The following is a 21,536-nucleotide window of genomic DNA, read 5'->3' on the forward strand; positions in this document are numbered from 1 at the left end:
ATCCGGGCTCGAAACTTTACGACTAGGGGAAATACGAAAAGGAATGCGTCTGCATGGGCGACATTCCAGGGGAGCCACGTACACATGCAGTACTTTGTCCAGCAGCTTATCAACGGGCTGACGCTGGGATCGATCTATGGGCTGATCGCGATCGGCTACACGATGGTCTACGGCATCATCGGCATGATCAACTTCGCCCATGGCGACATCTTCATGGTGGGCGCCTTCACGGCGCTGATCGTCTTCCTCGCACTCGGTGCGCTGTTCTATTCGGTGCCGGTGGTGGTGGCGCTGCTGGTCATGATGATCGTGGCGATGCTGCTCACCAGCCTTTACAACTGGACGATCGAGAAGGTCGCCTACCGGCCGCTGCGCGGTTCGTTCCGGCTGGCGCCGCTGATCACCGCCATCGGCATGTCGATTGCGCTGTCGAACTTCGTCCAGGTGACGCAAGGACCGCGCAACAAGCCGATCCCGCCGATGGTCAGCCAGGTCTACAACATCGGCGGCATCAGCGTGTCGCTGAAGCAGATCATCATCGTCGTCGTCACCGCGTTGCTCCTGGCGCTGTTCTGGTATCTGGTCAACAGGACATCGCTCGGTCGAGCGCAACGAGCGTGCGAGCAGGACCGCAAGATGGCAGCGCTGCTCGGCATCGATGTCGACCGTACCATCTCGATCACCTTCATCATGGGTGCGGCGCTGGCCGCCGTCGCCGGCACGCTGTTCCTGATGTATTACGGTGTCATCGCCTTCTCGGACGGCTTCACGCCGGGTGTGAAAGCGTTCACCGCGGCGGTGCTTGGCGGCATCGGTTCGCTGCCGGGCGCGGTGCTCGGCGGGCTGATGATCGGCTTCATCGAGAGCATGTGGTCGGCGTATTTCTCGATCGACTACAAGGACGTCGCGGCGTTCTCGATCCTGGCGATCGTGCTGATCTTCCTGCCTTCCGGCATATTGGGCCGGCCAGAAGTCGAAAAGGTCTGAGACCATGGCCGTCACCGTATCTCCGGAGCGCGACGTCGTCGCCACCCCCATCCAACGCGCCCTCAAGGAAGCGTTCTATGCCGGCGCCATTGCGCTTGGCCTGTTCGTGCTGTTCATCGGGCTGAAGACCGGTCAGAACATTTCCAATGAACTGGTCCTGACTCAGCGCTGGGCCCTGCTCGCCGCCGTGGTGATCGCCACGGCCGTCGGACGCTTCCTCTATGTCGCCTATGGCCAGCCCTTCATGGCCAACCAGAAGATCGCCGACGTCGCCACCGGCCTGTTGCCGGGCAGCGTGGCGTCGCGCTTCTTCCAGCTGCCGGCGTTTATCGCAGCAGCCGTCGCGGCGGTGCTGCTGTTCGTGTTGAACAGCTCTCTCGCCGGATGGATCGGAGCAGAACCGGCCGGCTATTTGCAATTCCTGCGCGCACTGGCCGTCATCTATGTGCTGGCCTGCGTGATCTACTACTTTCGAGCCTTCATCCATGCCAACTTCACCAAACTCGGCGTTGCCGCGCTCGTGCTGTACCCGATCCTCGTGGTCGCGGTGCTGTCGCTGAACGCCTGGTCGATTGCCGGAGGGCTGCAGGGTTCGCTGAAATGGGTCGATAATTTCGGCATCCAGATCCTGATCTATGTGATGCTGGCCTGGGGCCTGAACATCGTTGTCGGCCTCGCCGGCCTGCTCGACCTCGGCTACGTCGCCTTTTATGCACTTGGCGCCTATGCGTATGCGCTTCTCGCCACGAGTTTCGGCCTGTCTTTCTGGATCCTGCTGCCCGCCGCGGGCGCCATGGCCGCCCTCTGGGGGGTGTTGCTCGGCTTCCCCGTGCTGCGCCTGCGCGGCGACTACCTGGCTATCGTGACACTGGCTTTCGGCGAGATCATCCGGTTGGTGCTGATCAACTGGCGCGAGGTCACCAACGGGTCGGCCGGCATTTCCGGCATTCCCAAGGTCAGCTTCTTCGGCCTGATGTCGTTCAACGTGTCAGACCCGAACTACATCGCCAAGGTGCTGGGCATCGCCCAGTCGGGCGCGTATTACAAGATTTTCCTCTATTATCTGATCCTTGGCCTGTGTCTGCTCACCGCCTTCGTCACCATCAGGCTGCGCCGTCTGCCGGTCGGCCGCGCATGGGAAGCGCTGCGCGAGGACGAGATCGCCTGCCGGTCTCTGGGCATCAACACCACGACAACCAAGCTCACGGCCTTTGCCACAGGCGCCATGTTCGGCGGCTTCGCCGGCTCTTTCTTTGCCGCGCGGCAAGGCTTCGTCAGCCCCGAATCCTTTGTCTTCCTGGAATCGGCCATCATCCTGGCGATCGTCGTTCTTGGCGGCATGGGCTCGCTGGTCGGCATTGCGGTTGCCGCCATGGTGATGATCGGCGGCACCGAGGCGCTGCGCGAACTCGACTTCCTCAAGCAGATCTTCGGGCCGGACTTCACCCCCGAACTCTACCGCATGCTTCTGTTCGGCATGGCCATGGTCATCGTCATGCTGTGGAAGCCGCGCGGCTTCGTCGGCAGTCGCGAACCGACCGCCTTTCTCAAGGAGCGAAGGGCTGTCTCAGGCGCCTTCACCAAGGAAGGGCACGGCTGATGAATGCGAGCACACCCATGAACGAGGCCATCCTGCGGGTCGAGCATCTGTCGATGAAGTTCGGCGGCCTGGTCGCCATCGGCGACCTGTCCTTCACCGCCAAGCGCGGCGAGATCACCGCGCTGATCGGACCCAACGGTGCCGGCAAGACCACCGTGTTCAACTGCATCACCGGCTTCTACAAGCCGTCGGAAGGCATGATCACGCTCAACCGGAACGACGGCTCGAGCTATTTGCTCGAACGCCTGCCCAACCATGAGATCCCGGCACGCGCCAAGGTGGCGCGCACCTTCCAGAACATCCGCCTGTTCTCGGGCATGACGCTGTTGGAGAACCTTCTGGTTGCCCAGCACAACAAGCTGATGAAGGCCTCGGGCTATACGGTGCTCGGCCTGTTCGGCTTCCCGAGCTATCGCAAGGCCTCGGCCGAATCGATCGACCTCGCCAGGCACTGGCTGGAGAAGGCCAATCTCGTCGACCGTGCCGACGATCCGGCCGGCGACCTGCCCTACGGCGCGCAGCGGCGCCTCGAGATCGCCCGCGCCATGTGCACGGGTCCGGAGCTTCTGTGCCTTGACGAGCCGGCGGCCGGCCTCAATCCAAAGGAATCGGCGTCGCTCAACGAACTGCTGATCGACATCAAGAACACCACGGGCACCTCGATCCTGTTGATCGAGCATGACATGTCGGTGGTCATGCAGATATCCGACCATGTCGTGGTGCTGGAATATGGCCGCAAGATCTCGGACGGCAATCCGCAATCGGTGCGTACCGATCCGCGCGTCATCGCCGCCTATCTCGGCGTCGACGACGAGGAAGTCGAGACCGTGCTGACCGAGGTCGGCGACGAGGACGTCATCGAGCAACTCGACATTGGGCCAGATGCCGCGCATGGCCCGGGAACATCGTCGTCATACCTGGCCGGACCTGTGAGCGACACCGTCGGACACAGCGATGGCGAGCGCGTCACCGTATCGAAGGGCGCCTCGAAAGCGGCGCAGGTCGATGCAAAGGCAAACTTGCCAAGAAAGCCGTCCGAGCGGGTCACGGCCAAGCCGACCGGAAAATCCTCGACAGCCAAGCCGCGTGGGGGGCGTAAATAATGGCCGGGACAACGCTGCTCGATATCAAGGGCGTGCAGACCTACTACGGCAACATCCGGGCGCTGAACGGCGTCGATGTCACCGTCAACCAGGGTGAGATCGTGGCGCTGATCGGCGCCAACGGCGCCGGCAAGTCGACGCTGATGATGACCATCTTCGGCGCGCCTCGCGCCCGCGCCGGGACCATCACCTTTGCCGGCACCGACATCACCCAGATGCCGACGCATGAGATCGCCCGCATGCGCATCGCCCAATCACCCGAAGGCCGGCGCATCTTTCCGCGCATGACGGTGATGGAAAACCTGCAAATGGGCGCCAGCCTCGACAACCTCAAACACTATGACGAGGACGTCGAGAAGGTGTTCACGCTGTTCCCGCGGCTCAAGGAGCGCGTCGCCCAGCGCGGCGGCACGCTGTCGGGTGGCGAGCAGCAGATGCTGTCGATCGGACGTGCGCTGATGGCGCGGCCAAAGCTGCTTTTGCTCGACGAACCGTCGCTGGGTCTGGCGCCGCTGATCGTCAAGCAGATCTTCGACGCCATCCGCGAGCTGAACCGCACCCAGGGGCTGACCGTGTTCCTGGTCGAGCAGAACGCCTTCGGCGCGCTCAAGCTCGCCACGCGCGGCTACGTCATGGTCAACGGCAATGTGACGATGAGCGGCACCGGCAAGGAACTGCTCGCCAATCCGGAAGTGCGCGCCGCCTATCTCGAAGGCGGTCACCACTGAGCTTGGAGCGGAACGTGTGCATCCGATATTCCGCTCCAAGTTGTTTGTTTGTCGCATGATCCTTGTCCGAAAAGTCTGCAACTTTTCGGGATCATGCTAGGGAGACTTCACCATGCAGGGCATTCTCTACGAGGAGCCGTCGATCTGGCAGTTCTTCTTCGTCACCTGTCTGCTCGGCGGCTGGGCGGCCTGGATGACGGGCAAGGCGAGCGCCCAGACATGGCGCAGCTTCATCCATCTGTTCGTCTATATGCTAGGGCTCGGCATAGGCATCCGCTTCATCCATCACGCGCTGTTCGGCGGCACGATGTTCTCGCTGCACTACTACATCGTCGACACCATCGTGCTGATGATCCTCGGCTTCGTCGGCTATCAATACACGCGTACCAACCAGATGGTGACGCAGTATAATTGGCTCTATGAAAGAGCTTCAATCTTGAGCTGGAAACCGAAGGGTTGACGTTCATCATTAGCGCCGCTTCGGGGATGAATCGGCGTGACAAGTGCCTGAAAATCGGCAAACTATGCTTTCTGCGATAAGGGTGGGCATCGCATGAAAAGCTTCATCCACGCCCACTCCGTAAATGGGAGCGTTTAAATGAAAAAGTCACTTTTGTCCGCCGTCGCCCTGACCGCGCTGGTCGCGTTCGGCGGCAACGCGTGGGCTGACGTCCTGTTCGGCGTCGCCGGCCCGATCACCGGTCCGAACGCAGCCTTCGGCGCACAGCTTCAGAAGGGTGCGGAAGCGGCTGTCGCCGACATCAACGCGGCGGGCGGCATCAACGGCGAGCAGATCAAGCTCGAGGTCGGCGACGACGTTTCCGATCCGAAGCAAGGCATCTCGGTTGCCAACAAGTTCGTCGGCGACGGCGTAAAGTTCGTGGTCGGTCACTTCAACTCCGGCGTCTCGATCCCGGCATCGGAAGTCTATGCCGAAAACAACATCGTCGAGATCACCCCGGCCGCGACCAACCCGAAGCTTACCGAGCGCGGCCTGTGGAACGTGTTCCGCACCTGCGGACGCGATGACCAGCAGGGTAGCATTGCCGGCGCTTATCTCGCCGCGAACTTCAAGGACGCCAAGATCGCCGTCGTGCACGACAAGACCACCTACGGTCAGGGCCTTGCCGACGAAACCAAGAAGGCGATGAACGCCAAGGGCGTGACGGAAGTCATGTATGAAGGCATCAACGTCGGCGACAAGGACTTCTCGGCGCTGATCGCCAAGATGAAGGAAGCCGGCGTAACCATCATCTACTGGGGCGGCCTGCACACCGAAGCCGGCCTGATCATCCGCCAGGCGGCCGACCAGGGCCTCAAGGCGACGCTGATTTCCGGTGACGGCATCGTGTCGAACGAGCTGGCGTCGATCGCGGGCGACGCGGTTGCGGGCACGCTCAACACCTTCGGCCCGGATCCGCGCCTGATCCCCGCCAACAAGGAACTCGTCGAGAAGTTCCGTGCGCAGGGCTTCGAGCCGGAAGCCTACACGCTCTACGCTTACGCTGCCGTGCAGGCGCTTTCGGAAGCAGCGGCGGCCGCCAAGTCGAACGACCCGCAGGCAGTTGCCAAGGCGCTGCATGAAAGCGGCCCGTTCAAGACCGTGCTCGGCGACCTGTCCTATGACGCCAAGGGCGATCCGACGCTGCCCGGCTACGTCATGTACGAATGGAAGAAGGGCGACGACGGCAAGTACACCTACGTCCAGAAGATGTAAGCCTGTCGATCCTTGATCTTTGGATGCCCGGCGCCTAGCGCCGGGCATTTTTCTTTTGAGCCGCTCCCTTTCAGACGAGACCGGCGAGCGCTGCAGCCGGCCTTTAGCCGGAAAAGGATCGTGCCCCGAACGGCGGCGCCGGGCGCTTTCTTAAGCGTTCGACCGAATGCGACCGACTTTGCCGCAAAGATTCCACTTCAATCGATTTAATTCAGCGTCAATTTTGTTTGCGCTGCAGCATTTTCGCGCTAATCATGAGGCCAGCTTCCTCCCCGACATTGTCCGGAGTTCGTCCTTGGCCATCACGAAGATCCTCGTCGCCAACCGATCCGAAATCGCCATTCGCGTTTTTCGCGCGGCCAATGAACTTGGTCTCAAAACCGTGGCGATCTGGGCCGAAGAGGACAAGTATTCGCTGCATCGCTTCAAGGCCGACGAGAGCTACCAGGTCGGACGCGGGCCGCACCTGAACCGCGACATGGGTCCGATCGAAAGCTACCTGTCGATCGAGGAGGTGATCCGCGTCGCCAGGCTTTCGGGCGCCGATGCCATCCATCCAGGCTACGGGCTTTTGTCGGAGAGCCCCGAATTCGCTGAAGCCTGTGCCGTCGCCGGCATCACCTTCATCGGGCCGAAGCCGGACACGATGCGCCGGCTCGGCAACAAGGTTGCCGCGCGCAATCTGGCGATCGAGGTCGGCGTGCCGGTGATCCCCGCCACCGATCCGTTGCCCGACGACATGGAGGCGGTCAAGAAACTGGCCAAGGAGATCGGCTATCCGGTGATGCTGAAGGCATCGTGGGGCGGCGGCGGGCGCGGCATGCGCGCCATCCGCTCCGAGGCCGATCTCGCCCGCGAGGTCATGGAAGGCAAGCGCGAGGCGAAAGCCGCCTTCGGCAAGGATGAGGTCTATCTCGAAAAGCTGATCGAGCGCGCCCGCCATGTCGAGGTGCAGGTGCTGGGCGACACGCATGGCAATGCGGTGCATCTGTTCGAACGCGACTGCTCGATCCAGCGCCGCAACCAGAAGGTCGTCGAGCGGGCGCCGGCGCCCTATCTCGAAATGCCGCAGCGCGAGGAGCTTTGCGCCTACGCGCTGAAGATCGCGCGCGAGACCAGCTATATCGGTGCCGGCACGGTCGAGTTCCTGCAGGACGCCGACACGGCCAAGTTCTATTTCATCGAGGTCAATCCGCGCATCCAGGTCGAGCACACCGTCACCGAGCAGGTGACCGGCATCGACATCGTCAAGGCGCAGATCCACATCCTCGACGGCTTCGCCATCGGCACGCCGGGATCGGGCGTGCCGGCGCAGGGGGACATCAAGCTGAACGGCCATGCCTTGCAGTGCCGCATCACCACGGAAGACCCCGAGCACAATTTCATCCCGGACTACGGCCGCATCACCGCCTATCGCGGCGCCACCGGTTTCGGCATCCGCCTCGACGGCGGCACCGCCTATTCCGGCGCGGTCATCACCCGCTTCTACGATCCGCTGCTGGAGAAGGTGACGGCCTGGGCGCCGACGCCGGCCGAGACCATCGCCCGCATGAACCGGGCATTGCGCGAGTTCCGCATCCGCGGCGTCGCCACCAACCTGACTTTCCTCGAAGCGATCATCAACCACCCGAGCTTCGCCGACAATTCCTACACGACCAAGTTCATCGATACGACGCCGGAACTGTTCCAGCAGGTGAAGCGCCAGGATCGCGCGACCAAGCTCATCAACTATCTTGCCGACGTGTCGGTCAACGGCCATCCCGAGGCGCGCGGCCGGCCGCAGCCGAAGGCCGACGCGGCCGCACCCATCGTCCCCTACCTTAATGGCAATGTGCCGGGCGGCAGCAAGCAGAAGCTTGACGTGCTGGGGCCGGAGAAATTCGCCGCCTGGATGCGTGAGCGCAAGGAGGTGCTGGTCACCGACACGACGATGCGCGACGGCCATCAGTCGCTGCTGGCGACGCGTGTGCGCACCCACGACATCGCCGGCATCGCCGGCACCTATGCGCGCGCCCTGCCGCAGCTTCTGTCGCTCGAATGCTGGGGCGGCGCCACCTTCGACGTGGCCATGCGCTTCCTCACCGAGGATCCATGGGAGCGGCTGTCGCTGGTGCGCGAGGCGGCGCCCAATCTGTTGCTGCAGATGCTTCTGCGCGGCGCCAACGGCGTCGGCTACACCAATTATCCCGATAATGTCGTGCAGCATTTCGTCAAGCAGGCAGCCGCTGGCGGCATCGACCTGTTCCGCGTGTTCGACTGCCTGAACTGGGTCGAGAACATGCGCGTCGCCATGGACGCGGTCGGCGCCGAAGGCAAGCTGATCGAAGCGGCGATGTGTTACACCGGCGACATTCTCGACCCGGCGCGAGCCAAGTACGACCTCAAATACTATGTCGGCCTGGCCGGTGAACTGCAGGCGGCCGGCGCCCACATCATCGCCGTCAAGGACATGGCCGGTCTGCTCAAGCCGAGTGCTGCCCGGGCGCTGTTCAAGGCGCTGCGCGAGGCGACCGACCTGCCGATCCATTTCCACACCCACGACACGTCGGGCCTGTCGGCGGCGACGGTGCTGGCGGCGGTGGAGAGCGGCGTCGATGCCATCGACGCGGCGATGGATGCCTTCTCCGGCAACACATCGCAGCCCTGTCTTGGCTCGATCGTCGAGGCGTTGAAGGGCACCGAGCGCGACCCGGGCCTCGACCCGCAATGGATCCGCAAGATCTCCTTCTACTGGGAAGCGGTGCGCAACCAGTACGCCGCCTTCGAAAGCGACCTCAAGGGACCGGCGTCGGAAGTCTATCTGCACGAAATGCCGGGCGGACAGTTCACCAATCTCAAGGAACAGGCGCGCTCGCTTGGGCTTGAGACACGCTGGCACGAGGTGGCGCAGACCTATCACGACGTCAACCTGATGTTCGGCGATATCGTCAAGGTGACGCCGTCGTCCAAGGTCGTCGGCGACATGGCATTGATGATGGTCAGCCAGGATCTGACCGTCGCCGACGTCGAAAATCCAGCCAGGGATATCGCCTTTCCGGATTCGGTCGTCTCGATGCTGCGCGGCGATCTCGGCCAGTCGCCCGGCGGTTGGCCGGCAGCGCTGCAGAAGAAGGCGCTGAAGGGCGACAAGCCGATCAAGGCGCGGCCTGGTTCGCTGCTCAAGCCGGCCGATCTCAAGGCCAGCCGCAAGGAGGTCGAGGAGAAGCTCGAGCGCAAACTCTCGGAGTTCGAATTCGCCTCCTGGCTGATGTATCCGAAAGTGTTTTCCGACTTCGTCGGCGCGCAGGAGACCTACGGCCCGGTCAGCGTCCTGCCGACGCCGACCTATTTCTACGGCATGAAGCCGGAAGACGAGATCTTCGTCGACATCGAGAAGGGCAAGACACTGGTGGTGCGCTGTCTGGCCATCGGCGATGTCGACGAGAAGGGCATGGTCACCGTGTTCTTCGAGCTCAACGGCCAGCCGCGCCGCGTCAAGGTGCCCGACAGGGCGCATGGCGCGTCCGCCGCCAAGGCTCGCCGCAAGGCCGAGCCTGGCAACGAGGCGCATGTCGGCGCGCCGATGCCGGGTGTGGTCTCGGCGCTTGCGGTTTCCGCCGGTCAGGCCGTGAAGGCCGGTGACGTGCTGCTTTCCATCGAGGCGATGAAGATGGAGACGGCGCTGCATGCCGAGCGCGACGGCACGGTCGCCGAGGTGCTGGTCAAGGCCGGCGATCAGATCGATGCCAAGGATCTGCTGATCGCGTTCAATTGAGGTGTATTGATATTCAGGTGATGCCGGCCTGCAAACGCTGGCTTCCTGCGCTTCCGGTGCTCACGTACTTTAAGTACGCTCCGCTCCGGTTCTCGGAAGCCACCGTTTTCGGCTCGGCCTGACCTGAATCTCAACACACCTCGGGGCGTGCGCAACCCTTCATCCGTATCGATATTATCTTGACCCGCCGCGCTTGGTCGGGCATCGAACCCGCTCAAATCCGTCACGGTCCGTTTCCGAGTCGTGACGCATAAAAGACGCGGAGAAGAAAACATGGCCGACGATATCACCGAGACCAGCCAGACTGTTGCCGCCGGCCAGCTGCGTGCCTTCATCGAGCGCATAGAGCGGCTCGAGGAAGAGAAGAAGACCATTTCCGACGACATCAAGGAAGTGTTCGCCGAGGCCAAGGGCACCGGCTTCGACACCAAGGCGATGCGCACCATCATCCGGCTGCGCAAGAAGGACCAGGCCGAGCGGCAGGAGGAGGAAACCATCCTCGACCTGTACAAGGCCGCGCTCGGAATGGAATGAGTTCTGTGCTGGCGGGGTCGCCGCCCACGAGAAGACTACGTGGCGATGACCCCGGCATCAGGTTGCCGCCGTGCTGCTTTTGCGCAGTCCCGGCGGCAGACCATGGCGCTCGAGCGGCACTGCTGCCAACGAGGCAATCGCTTCCATCTCCTCGGCGCTAATCAGGGTTCTGGCTGGCGAGAAGCACATCTTAAGTTGTCCATTGGCATATTGTTCAGATATGCGGCAGCTACGCCGGCGATTTTGCCTGCGCTGACGGATTCTGGCGCCGTGCAGGCCGCGATACAGCGGATAGAAGCGGCCAGGATGGCCGCCGCAGCATGCGCCACGTCGATCGATCGACCCGTTCCAGCGGACGGCGCCAACATGTTCCGGACCGCCTCACCGACCTGATCGCGGCCGACAAGGCATACCAAGGAATGTCTGGACCTAAATCAAGCGCTTAGTCCGGTTGCCCTGCGTAGAATGTCGCCGCGAAATGCCGTCGGCTATCCAGTCCTGGTTGGCGACGCACGGAGACGTGCCTGACTCGGAAGGACAGCGATCATGAACGACAGCTTCTCGCCGCCCGAAATCGTGCGGGCAATGGTGGATCTCGGTGCCGCCAAAGCCTCTCACAGCGTTCCTGATCTTTTGATCCGCGGCATGCTTTCCGGCGCGCTCCTCGCCTTCGCGACGAGTCTGGCCCTGCAGGGTGCGCTTCAGACAAATGTCGCGCTTGTCGGCGCTCTCATCTTCCCGGTGGGATTTGCCATCATCATCATCCTTGGCCTCGAGCTCCTGACCGGGAATTTTGGTCTGGTGCCACTGGCCGTCCTGGCTCACCGCACGACGGTTGGCCGGATGTTGGCCAACTGGTTCTGGGTCTTTGTCGGCAACATGCTCGGCTCGCTCGCCTTTGCCGGGCTGTTCTATGTCGTCCTAACCGATGTCGGCAATGTCGGGGCGGGCGCGCTCGGAGATCATCTGCGCGCGCTCGCCGAAGCAAAGACGATCGCCTATGAGCCGTATGGATACGATGGGCTGGTGACCGGTTTCGTCAAGGCCATGCTCTGCAACTGGATGGTTTGCCTCGGCGTCGTCATGGGAATGAGTTCGAAGTCCACCCTCGGCAGGATCGTCGGATGCTGGTTGCCCATATTCGCCTTCTTCGCGCTCGGATTCGAGCACTGCGTCGTCAACATGTTCGTCATTCCCATGGGGATGATGCTCGGGGCCAAGATCAGCTTCGCAGACTGGTGGTATTGGAACCAGATACCCGTGACCTTGGGCAACATTGCCGGCGGGTTCCTCTTCACCGGACTTCCTCTCTATTGGACCTACCTGAAAGGCGGCGCAGAAGACGTGCCCGTCCCTGCGGCGAGGATGTCACTCGGCCCAGCCGAGTGATGGGCCAGCATTCCGGCGAACACATCTTCCTCCCCAGCATTGAGCCGACCACATTCCATCGCGAAAGAATGTAGTCGTTTCGAAAAGAAGGCCTCAGTCGGGTCCGCCATGGTAGCGCCGACGGCACCCCAGCCGCACAGCTTCGATTGGAACGCAGCTAGAGCCAGGAAAGGCATCGGCAAGTTGCAATCGCCGCCATTGCGCATCGCCTGATGACCATGAACATGACGCAACTCGAACTTCCGCCCGATGTTTCGCCGCAGCCGAGTTTTCGCTCGGCTGACGCTTCTTCGTCGACAGGCGTCGCGGCGGCCGAAATCGCTGACGAACGCAGGCGAGCGATCGTCGCGGAGATTCCACGGCTGCGCGGCTATGCGCGCGCGCTGCTGCGGGACCGCGATGCCGCCGACGACCTTGTGCAGGACAGCCTCGAACGGGCGCTGTCGAGGATGGCGAACTGGACGGCTGGCGATACGCCGCGCCGCTGGCTGCTCACGATCATGCACAATCTGTTCGTCGACCAGTTGCGGCGCGCCAAACGCCATGCCCAGGCGGTGACCACGATCTCAGAAACGATAGATGCGATCGCGACGTCGCCACAGATCGACAGGCTCATATCGGTGGACGTGTTCTCGGCGCTTCAGCAGATCAATCCTGAACGGCGTGCAGCACTCGTGCTTGTCGCGGTCGAAGGCCTCTCCTATGCCGATGCCACGAAAGCGCTGGGTATTCCGGCAGGCACGCTGACGTCGCGGATCGCCAGGGGCAGAGAGGAGCTGCGATCGATCCTCGAAGGTGTCTCGCGGCCAGGACGACCAGGTTGAGCGAAGAATGGGCTCAGGTTGGCAGACTAGCATCAGCACGGCGCAAGGTCTGGCGGGCCTGCCTGGGTCACAAATAACCACATCATACTACTTTATACATCAATTAACGCCTTGGTATACTATTTATTACTTCTGATCACCGCTAAGTAAGCAATGCAAGCCGAGACCGGCGGCGACGAGATGAACATCGCGTCCCGAAGGTTCCCGAGTGTCTGTAGCCGGAATGCGCGGTGGACAAATAGCCGCCTTCCATATCGAAAAGGATATCTAATCATGCGTTCCATCCCTCTGAGGGCGGCGCTTGCCGCGATGATCGTCATCGTTCCACTCACCGGGGCCTTTGCCGCCTCGTCGCACGGCGAGGGCCATCATGGCGGTCGCGACCGTGGCGAACACGGCAGCAGCGAATACGGCGACTTCTCGCAGAAAGGGTGGTTTGACGGCATAAACTCGTTCAAGGCCCATCCGGCTGCGAGCAAGGACCTCCTCCAGCAATACATGGGTAAATAAGAAGGCTCCGCCGTCTCGCCGCAGCACCGCCGTCTCTCAGGAGCGGCGGGGGCTGCTGTGTGAGGCCTATGAACATATTGGGGGCTCGACATCGTGAGCCCGCCGAAGAGCATCAAGACCGGATACGCTCCATTCCTCGACCATCCAAACGCCGGCGCTGCTTCGCGCCCGCACCAACCAGTTGTTCGACTGGATCGCCAGCGGCGACCTCAAGGGATCAGGAATCCTCTGTTCGCAGTCTTGATTGCAACGTTTCGCGAGACTAGAGCACGTCCCGCGATCAATGAATCGATTGTGATGTGACGTCGGGCTTCGCGGGTGATTCAACATCCACTTTGATGAGGTGGATGATGGGAAGAGCACTGAGCGACGATCTTCGATCGCGGGTCTTGAAGGCTTCGGACGCGGGCATGTCTGCCCGGCAGGCGGCGGCGCGGTTCGGCGTCGGCATATCGAGTGCAATCCGGTGGATCGCACGGGCGAAGATCGGCGAGCGGACGCCGCGGCCGCAAGGCCGTCGACGCGCGTCCAGCCTCGATGCGCATAAAGCCTTCATCGTGGGGTTGATCGATGAGCGCAAGGACATCACGCTGAACGAGATGGTAGAGCGGCTGGCGGTCGAGCGATCGGCTCGGATCAGTCGCAGCGCCTTAAGCGCCTGGCTTGGCCGGCACGGCTGGACGTTCAAAAAAAGTCCGCACATGCACTGGAGCAGGATCGTCCCGACATCCTGAAGCGCCGTCGTGCGTGGTTCGACGGCCAACTCGATCTCGATCCGGCAAAGCTGGTGTTCATCGATGAAACTGGACTATCGACCAAGATGGCCCGGCTGCGGGGCCGTGCGCCATGCGGTGAGCGTTGCCGGGCGGGCGTGCCGCACGGCCATTGGAAAACCACCACCTTCACCGGCGCACTGCGGCTGACGGGCATGACCGCCCCGTTCGTCTATGACGGCGCCATGAACGGCAACGTATTCCTGGCCTATGTCGAGCAGGTGCTGGTCCCGACCCTGTCGGAGGGCGACATCGTCGTGATGGACAACCTTCCCGCCCACAAGGCCGCCGGCGTTCGCGATGCAATCGAGACGACCGGCGCGAGGCTCATGTTCCTGCCGCCCTACAGCCCCGACTTCAATCCGATCGAAAACGCCTTCTCAAAACTCAAGGCTCTTATGCGGGCCAAAGCCGAGAGGACAATCACAGCCCTGTGGACCGCCGTCGGATCGCTCGTCGACCTCTTCACCCCAGCCGAATGCCAGAACTACTTCAAGGCCGCAGGTTATGACCCAGATTAAACCGGACGTGCTCTAGATGCACGGCAATCGTCGGCCTCAACAGGATGTGTGCAGCAATGGATTTCCGCCCGACCGCAACGCCAGCTCGCCTTGCCATCGGGAATTCCATCCATGCTTCGATCGTTCTGTCCAATCTTACCTTTTCCGCGCCTGACGGCCGCACCCTTCTTTCCAACATCGACCTGAGCTTCGGGCCGGAACGCTCAGGCCTCGTCGGCCGCAACGGCATCGGCAAGACAACGCTTTTCAGGCTGATCTCCGGCGAGCTTACGCCTCAGTCCGCCACGATTTCCGTCGGTGGGTCTCTTGGTGTCCTGCACCAGACCGCGCAGGGGAGGCGGGACAAGACGGTGGCGGACCTGTTTGGCCGAAGACAGGCACTGGCGCTTCTGCGCCGCGCCGAGGCGGGCCAAGCCACCGCCGAGGAGCTTGCCGATGCCGACCGGACGCTCGAGGCAGGCATGGCCTCCGCGCTTGGCCAGGTTGGGCTCAGTGCGCAGCCGGAAACAATTCTGGCTGCTTTGTCCGGCGGACAGCGCACGCGGGCCGCCTTGCCGCGCTAATCTTCGAGGAGCCGGACTTCCTCCTGCTGGACGAACCCACCAACAATCTCGATCGCGCCGGCCGCACGGCAGTCACTGAACTGCTCGCAAGCTGGCGCAATGGTGCCATCGTCATCAGCCATGACCGGGAACTGCTGGAGACGATGGACGCCATCGTCGACCTGACCTCTCTCGGCGCGATACGTTATGGCGGCAACTGGGGCGCCTATCGCGAGCGCCGGGCGCTGGACCTGGCTGCCGCGCAGCATGACCTCGCGGACGCCTAAAAACGCATCGCCGCCATCGCCCGCAAGGACGCAGGCAATGGCCGAGCGCAAAGCACGCAAGGACAGCGCAGGACGGAAGAAGGGTGCGAAAGGCGACATGCCGCGCATCATGCTTAGTGGACTGAAGGAACGAAGCGAGGGTACGAGTGGTGAGAATGCCCGCCTTGCCGAAAGCAGGCGCGCGCGGGCCGTCGAAGCGGCGGCTGGCGCACGAGAGCGGATCGAGATCCTTCAACCTCTGACAGTCACGCTCTCGCCGACAGGCAGGCCGGTCAGCAGAACCGTGTTGCGGCTTGATGCGGTCACTGTGGGTCACGCACCACACGTGCCGGTAATCCGCGATCTGTCCCTGACGATCACCGGTCCCGAACGTATTGCCATTGCCGGACCCAATGGCTCAGGCAAGACGACGCTGCTCGCGCTCATCGCCGGGCATATGGAACCATGGGTCGGAACGGTGCAGGTTATGACCGAATTCGCGATGCTGGACCAGAGGGTAAAGCTGCTCGATCCGTCAGTGTCGATCAGGGACAATTTCCGGCGCATCAACCAAGCGGCGGACGAGAATGCTTGCCGGGCCGCCCTTGCGCGGTTCATGTTTCGTGCCGACGCTGCGCTACAGACAGCGTCTTCTCTCAGTGGGGGCAATTGCTGCGCGCCGGTCTCGCCTGTGTTCTGGGTGGACCGCCGCCGCCTTCCCTTCTGATCCTCGATGAACCAACCAATCATCTCGACATCGATTCCATCGAGGCAGTGGAAACCGGATTGCGAGCCTACGACGGAGCGCTGCTGGTTGTCAGCCATGACGAAGCTTTTTTGCAAGCAATCGGTATTTCGCGCAGGCTGGAGTTGCCGTCCATCGGGCAACCCAAGTTGACTTAGGATACGGAGACGCGCGGTGCCGCTCGCGAAGCAATGGTCTGTTTCTGCAATTGCAAACAAAACAGGTACGGGAGATCGTGCCCGGCTGAAGCCAGGGATGATTCGAACTTTGTCGGCTGCTGTTGCCTATCGCGATAGCCTGAACCCGGAGCAAAGCGCAGTCGAGCACGGCGTGGTGGAGGTGCCGCACTGCTGTTAATTATGAGGCGTTAAGTGCACTGCGCTTTGCAGGGCGACTGCATCGGCGTGCCCTGCATGAGCCCGTACTGTCCGTCGACCACGACCGTTTCGTTCGCCTTGAGACCCGAATCGATAAGAGGTTCTCCTTCGGTCAACTGGGCAACAGTGACAGGCCGTATCTGCGCGGTTCCATCAGGGGCGGTGGCGGAATTCTATCCATTAAGTTGAATGGATCGGCGGGCTTCGACGCCCAAGGCTGGGAACCTGCTGACGACCAATGCGACCAAACCACTCCAATTGGCTGGATTGGGTCACAGGCAAGAGTGCCAGATTCCATTGGATCCATAGTAACTCGGGTTCACGGCGTCGAACGAGCAGTAGGCAGTGTCGGTGTCGTCGTTCAACCAGGACTGGTTGTCATATTCCCGATCGCCTAATTCCCGACCGCCAAAGAAAAAGACCTTGTGGTGCTGGCGGTTGCCGATGGCACCGCTGCGAGCGTGTAGGGGATGACCATCACTGCCGCCGCTGCGCGCCATGGAGACCGTCGCCGTGCCGGTCGCCAGCATCACGCCCAAAGTAATCTTCGCCAATGTTGCTGCTGATTTTCTCACGATACACTCCTGCAGGTTGAGAATTCCCGGACTGTTGAACAACACTTATATCGCTATGTATGTCGATCTCGGAATAGTATCCGTGTTTGACAGATACATATACATGTATCCATGGATGTGCATGGGGTATCGGCAGTGCGAAACGAAATTCCGGTCAGGCCGGCAGTTCGGCAGACATGCGCGCCAATCCTTCGGAGTTCGAATCCGGTCCCCGCTCACGCTGTGGAGTCCGGATTCGAAGAGACTGTCATGGATCACGGACAATATGGGTAAAGTCCGCGATACTCATTGTATGGGTACGGGTAACCGCAGTAGCCGTCATCATAAAAGTCACTGCCGAAACCGCGGTCCCTTCCAAACCTATGACCGTCGCCGACATGGACACCACGGACATGGGCGCCACCGCCCATGCTTGTGACACGACCACCATCGGCAAAGCCTATGCCGTGGCCACCGCCAAGGCCTACGCCACCGCCAAAGCCTCCGGCATGGCCGCCACCGCCCATGCTCGCACCATGGCCGCCGCCGCCAAAGCCTCCGCCACCGCCGAAGCCGCCGCCACCACCATGGCCGCCGCCACCGCCACCACCGTGCGCCATCGACATCGTTGCTGAGCCGGCTGCCAGCATTGCGCCCAAGGCGATCGTCGCCAAGACTCCTGTTACTCTTTTCATAATACGCTCCTGTAGTTGAAGCTTTCTTGGTCGTTGAAAGCCAAACTGATATAGATACAGGAGAAGCTCCTCGGCATAATACGAATGTTTGATATATGTATATACTTTAACTACAAATATTATTTGTTGATTTCATGTGTTGCCGGCAAAGGCGCCCTACGGGCAGCGCCGATCCGTCGAGGTCTCGGCTGCAAGGCATCGTGCGCACTTTTGGCGAGAGCCATTAGCGCACCTTGCGCTGTTGATCGGCTCTCCGTGTCACACAGTGTCGAAGTCCAACCTAAGCAACAAAATCCTTTCTGCTTGTTCGAAATTGCGATCGTCGGCGCCAGATTGCACCTTTGTCACTGCAACCCTCGCCCCGAACCAATCCTAGAGATCGAGCGACCCACCCACGACACAGGCCTGTGTGTGGCCACCGCATTCGATCTGGCGGAAAACACGCAAAATCAGCGCCGACCAAGGCAACAACGCGCAAGTCCTGGCAGCAACAAGAGGGGTATGACGACACCGGATGCGCTTGCCTCTCACCATCCGGCGGCGTCCCTCGACTGAACTGAAGGAGGAACTCATGACGAATGCGATCGAACGATCCCGTGGCCTCGGCTCCGCCTTCCCGGAGTTGCGCGCAAAGTGGTGGCTTTTCACAATGCTTGGCATCGCTCTACTGGGCCTGGGCTTTCTGGGATTCGCGAACCTGTCCGCCGCTACGGTGCCATCCGTCTTCCATATTGGCGTGTTGATGTCGGTAGCCGGCATCGCGCAGGTCGTTCACGCTTTCAATATTCAGGGATGGAGATCGTTTGCATTCTGGCTGTCGAGCGGCTTCGCCTATGCGATCGCCGGCATCGCCGCGTTCCACAATCCACTGCTTGCAGCCTTGGCTTACACGCTCGTGCTGGCAATCACACTAATCGCGGCAGGCATTCTGCGGTTCTGGGTTGGTCTCCAGTCCAGGCGCCATCTGGCTTGGGGCTGGGTTGCGTTTTCAGGGACAGTCACGCTTCTTGCGGGCCTTGTCATCCTCTTCGGACGGCCATTCAGTACTCTGGCGGCGCCAGCCGCGATTCTGGCAATCGACCTGACAATGCAAGGTGCGACGTTCTTGGCATTCGGTTTTGGACTGACGAGCAGCGCGTTGTCGTGGGTGCAAAAAATAGAAACAGGCGAGCGTGAGAGCCTGGGCGTTTCCATTTGGCGCAACCCGCCTGAGGCGATCGCGGGCAGCGTTCCTCCGCACCGCTCCACCTTCGACAGCCACGATCATCGTGCGATTCAGCTATTGCGTGCGTCAATAGGAAAGACCTCGTCAGCGCCCGATCAATATCGTGTGCCTTGCGTGCCAAGCGGACACTCAGGCCGTCCGTGGCCGAACCAATTCACGTCGAGAAGCCCACCGCAGCAAGGAATGACAAAATGAGCATAGTCACCGACAAGATATCCCGTCGAACCATGCTGGCTGCGACAGCAGCTGGCGGCTTGCTCACGACGGCGACACTTGCCCAGGCGCAGAAACGTGACCCGATAGTCAACGGCCGCGGCGGCACCAACCCTGGTCCGATGAATCCTCCCCGGATGGCCCAGAATCCGGACCTGGTGGCCCCACCGAGCACGGATTCGGGTGCGCTGCCGAACCTGCGTTTCTCGTTTGACGATGCCCATATGCGACTGTCTGGCGGTGGCTGGACCCGGCAGGTGACCGTGCGCGAGCTCGGCGTCTCCAAGGACATTGCCGGCGTGAACATGCGCCTGAATGCCGGCGGCGTGCGTGAGTTGCATTGGCACAAGGCCGCCGAGTGGGCCTATGTTCTGTATGGGAAAGCACGCATCACGGCTGTCGATGCCAATGGCCACAATTTCGTCGACGACGTCGGCATGGGCGACCTGTGGTATTTCCCGCCGGGCATTCCACACTCGATCCAGGGCCTTGATCCAGACGGGACGGAATTCTTGTTGGTGTTCGATGACGGCGACTTCGACGAGGATAACACCTTCCTCCTAAGCGACTTTCTGAAGCACACGCCTCCCGAAGTGCTCGCCAAGAATTTCGGCGTTCCGGCGTCGAGCCTTGCCAACGTCCCCGATCCCAGCGAGCTTTACATGTTTCCCGCGCCGGTTCCGGGGCCGCTCAGCGCAGACAAGATCGCGGGCGCGGTTGAGGTTCCGCACAGCTTCAGCCACCGCATGATGGCACAGGCTCCGATCAAGATGAAACACGGAACCGCGCGAATTACCGACAGCAGCGTGTTCCCGGCTTCCAAAACAATCGCGGCGGCCCTGGTCGAGGTCGAGCCTGGAGCGATGCGCGAGTTGCATTGGCATCCGAATACAAACGAATGGCAGTACTACATTCAGGGTCAGGCCCGCATGGGGGTGTTCGCCGCCTCAGGTGCCGCCCGCACATTCGATTTCCAGGCCAACGACGTCGGCTACGTACCCTTCGCCATGGGCCACTACATCGAGAACACAGGCAATACGACGCTGCGATATTTGGAGGTATTCAAGAGCGACTACTTCGCCGATGTGTCACTGAATCAGTGGCTTGCCCTCACACCGCCGGAATTGGTCCGCGCCAGTTTGCGCGCCGACCCGCAGTTTCTGCACGCCTTGCGCAAGGAGAAGTCGCCCATCGTGCCAGCTTAGCATCGCGCACCCCGGTGCGTGAGCCGGTGACGCCGCCCGCGCTTTTCTTGCAGCTCTCGCAGTCGTTCAGGGTTCGCTGCTTCGATTGATCCCATCCACGTGCTGCGCAGATTAGCACCAATCACCGCAAGACCGGCAAAGCCTTTGTCTCGCTCCACAAATAGCCTCGCTCGTTGATGAACCGCGTATCGCATGTGCGATCAGGGACGACAGTTCGAAGGCCAAGTGGGGCGGCTCATTAGGAATGCGGGATGCCAGCGGCCAAGCCGAGCCGGACGCCAAGCATCGGCCAGGATGCTCACATGATGTGAGGGAGCGTGGTGATGCCCGCCAGGTCAGACGGACTGCCAGACTGCAAACGGCCTTCGCGGCGTCGTCGATCGGCGAGCACCAAGATGGCGCGTTGCGCTGCCCTCCTGGCGCCGATCGTTTTGACGGCATGCCAGCCGGCGGTTCTCGACCCGCAAGGGGAGGTCGGGATAGCAGAGAAAACGATCCTGATAGATTCGCTCGCCATCATGCTCGCCATCGTGGTGCCGACGATCGTCGCCACCTTTGCCTTCGCCTGGTGGTTTCGAGCCTCCAACACGAGAGCGAACCACCTGCCGAATTGGGAGTATTCGGGCCGTATCGAGCTCATCGTCTGGTCCATTCCCCTGCTTGTGATCATGCTCCTGGGCGGAGTGGCCTGGATCGGATCCCACGACCTCGATCCCGCGAAACCGTTGACATCAAACGCGCCACCGCTGGAGGTCCAGGTGGTCGCGCTGGATTGGAAGTGGCTCTTTATCTACCCGGGCCAGCGTATAGCGAGCGTGAACCATCTTGTGGTTCCTGCCGGCACGGCCATTCATTTCTCGTTGACATCCGCGAGCGTGATGAATGCGTTCTTCGTACCGCGGCTCGGCAGCATGATCTTCACGATGACCGGCATGACAACGCAGTTGAACCTGCGCGCGAATGCTCCGGGCACCTTCCGCGGTCTTTCGAGCCATTTCAGTGGCGATGGTTTCTCGGACATGCATTTCGACGTGCAGGCGGTGTCGGCGCAGCGGTTCGCGGCCTGGATCGATGCCACGCGCAGCATGGGGCCAAGCCTCGACGCCAAGAGCTATGCTGCCTTGGCCAGGCAAAGCGTGATTACCACCCCTTTCACCTTCCGCGCGGCCGATCCCGACCTCTTCCAGCAGATCGTCACACGGCAACTGCCGCCTGGACCCGGCCCGCAGACCGGTCGGCCTAATGCGAGCGTATCCCCGCGGACGGAGAACTAG

General features: G+C 61.6%; 17 protein-coding genes and 2 pseudogenes. 18 read left to right on the forward strand and 1 reads right to left on the reverse strand.

From position 1 onward, the window contains the following. Positions 1-84 precede the first annotated feature (84 nt). From ACFSQT_RS25335 to ACFSQT_RS25400, 14 genes and pseudogenes are all read left to right on the forward strand, one after another. Entirely contained in the window at positions 85-987 is a 903-nt protein-coding gene (locus ACFSQT_RS25335) for a branched-chain amino acid ABC transporter permease (protein ID WP_379023282.1), read from the forward strand. Positions 988-991: 4 nt separating this feature from the next. Beyond that, the gene (gene livM / locus ACFSQT_RS25340; protein WP_379023284.1) at positions 992-2,587 is read left to right on the forward strand and encodes a high-affinity branched-chain amino acid ABC transporter permease LivM; all 1,596 of its coding nucleotides are present in this window, start codon (positions 992-994) and stop codon (positions 2,585-2,587) included. Continuing rightward, a pseudogene (locus tag ACFSQT_RS25345) lies at positions 2,587-3,678 on the forward strand (ABC transporter ATP-binding protein); the annotation flags it as partial. The gene livM and the pseudogene ACFSQT_RS25345, both read left to right, overlap by 1 nt. 11 nt (positions 3,679-3,689) lie before the next feature. Then, positions 3,690-4,418, forward strand: a complete 729-nt coding sequence (locus tag ACFSQT_RS25350; RefSeq protein ID WP_379023286.1) for an ABC transporter ATP-binding protein — start codon at positions 3,690-3,692, stop codon at positions 4,416-4,418. Positions 4,419-4,530: 112 nt separating this feature from the next. Next, a complete protein-coding gene (locus ACFSQT_RS25355; RefSeq protein ID WP_095084215.1) occupies positions 4,531-4,878 on the forward strand; it encodes a DUF6867 family protein in 348 nt (115 codons plus the stop codon). A gap of 138 nt (positions 4,879-5,016) precedes the next feature. After that, positions 5,017-6,135: a branched-chain amino acid ABC transporter substrate-binding protein gene (locus tag ACFSQT_RS25360; protein ID WP_379023288.1), complete on the forward strand. Its 1,119-nt coding sequence runs from the start codon at positions 5,017-5,019 to the stop codon at positions 6,133-6,135. A gap of 295 nt (positions 6,136-6,430) precedes the next feature. Continuing rightward, entirely contained in the window at positions 6,431-9,889 is a 3,459-nt protein-coding gene (pyc, locus tag ACFSQT_RS25365; protein ID WP_379023290.1) for a pyruvate carboxylase, read from the forward strand. A 273-nt stretch (positions 9,890-10,162) separates the two neighbouring features. Then, positions 10,163-10,423, forward strand: a complete 261-nt coding sequence (locus tag ACFSQT_RS25370) for a DUF2312 domain-containing protein (RefSeq protein ID WP_379023292.1) — start codon at positions 10,163-10,165, stop codon at positions 10,421-10,423. A gap of 546 nt (positions 10,424-10,969) precedes the next feature. Next, on the forward strand, positions 10,970-11,812 hold the full coding sequence (locus ACFSQT_RS25375; protein WP_379023294.1) for a formate/nitrite transporter family protein: 843 nt from the start codon (positions 10,970-10,972) through the stop codon (positions 11,810-11,812). Between the two features lie 212 nt (positions 11,813-12,024). After that, positions 12,025-12,636 (forward strand): sigma-70 family RNA polymerase sigma factor, encoded by a 612-nt coding sequence (locus ACFSQT_RS25380; protein WP_379023296.1) that lies wholly within the window; start codon positions 12,025-12,027, stop codon positions 12,634-12,636. A gap of 273 nt (positions 12,637-12,909) precedes the next feature. Then, positions 12,910-13,146, forward strand: a complete 237-nt coding sequence (locus ACFSQT_RS25385; RefSeq protein WP_379023298.1) for a hypothetical protein — start codon at positions 12,910-12,912, stop codon at positions 13,144-13,146. Between the two features lie 350 nt (positions 13,147-13,496). Further along, positions 13,497-14,440 (forward strand): IS630 family transposase gene (locus ACFSQT_RS25390; RefSeq protein WP_379018015.1). Its coding sequence is split into 2 segments (ribosomal slippage): positions 13,497-13,833 and positions 13,833-14,440, totalling 945 coding nucleotides; the frame shifts between segments, so codons are not numbered across the junction. Positions 14,441-14,547: 107 nt separating this feature from the next. Continuing rightward, positions 14,548-16,151: pseudogene (locus tag ACFSQT_RS25395) on the forward strand (ABC-F family ATP-binding cassette domain-containing protein). Positions 16,152-16,167: 16 nt separating this feature from the next. Then, positions 16,168-16,350 carry a hypothetical protein gene (locus ACFSQT_RS25400; RefSeq protein ID WP_379023300.1) on the forward strand — a complete coding sequence of 61 codons (183 nt, stop codon included), beginning with the start codon at positions 16,168-16,170 and terminating at the stop codon, positions 16,348-16,350. Positions 16,351-16,642: 292 nt separating this feature from the next. Here the strand turns inward: ACFSQT_RS25400 and ACFSQT_RS25405 are convergent, their stop codons facing one another. Beyond that, complete coding sequence (locus ACFSQT_RS25405; protein WP_379021725.1) at positions 16,643-16,945, reverse strand: hypothetical protein; 303 nt, start codon at positions 16,943-16,945, stop codon at positions 16,643-16,645. Between the two features lie 377 nt (positions 16,946-17,322). Between ACFSQT_RS25405 and ACFSQT_RS25410 the strand changes: the two genes are divergently transcribed. The 4 genes from ACFSQT_RS25410 (at position 17,323) to cyoA (ending at position 21,536) form a co-directional block, all read left to right on the forward strand. Beyond that, positions 17,323-17,559: a hypothetical protein gene (locus ACFSQT_RS25410; RefSeq protein ID WP_379023302.1), complete on the forward strand. Its 237-nt coding sequence runs from the start codon at positions 17,323-17,325 to the stop codon at positions 17,557-17,559. 631 nt (positions 17,560-18,190) lie between these two features. Beyond that, positions 18,191-19,039, forward strand: a complete 849-nt coding sequence (locus ACFSQT_RS25415; RefSeq protein ID WP_379023304.1) for an HdeD family acid-resistance protein — start codon at positions 18,191-18,193, stop codon at positions 19,037-19,039. Next, the gene (locus ACFSQT_RS25420; protein ID WP_379023306.1) at positions 19,036-20,262 is read left to right on the forward strand and encodes an oxalate decarboxylase family bicupin; all 1,227 of its coding nucleotides are present in this window, start codon (positions 19,036-19,038) and stop codon (positions 20,260-20,262) included. The genes ACFSQT_RS25415 and ACFSQT_RS25420 overlap by 4 nt, the downstream gene beginning before the upstream one ends. A gap of 395 nt (positions 20,263-20,657) precedes the next feature. Further along, complete coding sequence (gene cyoA / locus ACFSQT_RS25425; RefSeq protein WP_379023308.1) at positions 20,658-21,536, forward strand: ubiquinol oxidase subunit II; 879 nt, start codon at positions 20,658-20,660, stop codon at positions 21,534-21,536.

It is taken from the genome of Mesorhizobium calcicola (assembly GCF_042682105.1).
Taxonomy (GTDB): Bacteria; Pseudomonadota; Alphaproteobacteria; order Rhizobiales; family Rhizobiaceae; genus Mesorhizobium; species Mesorhizobium calcicola.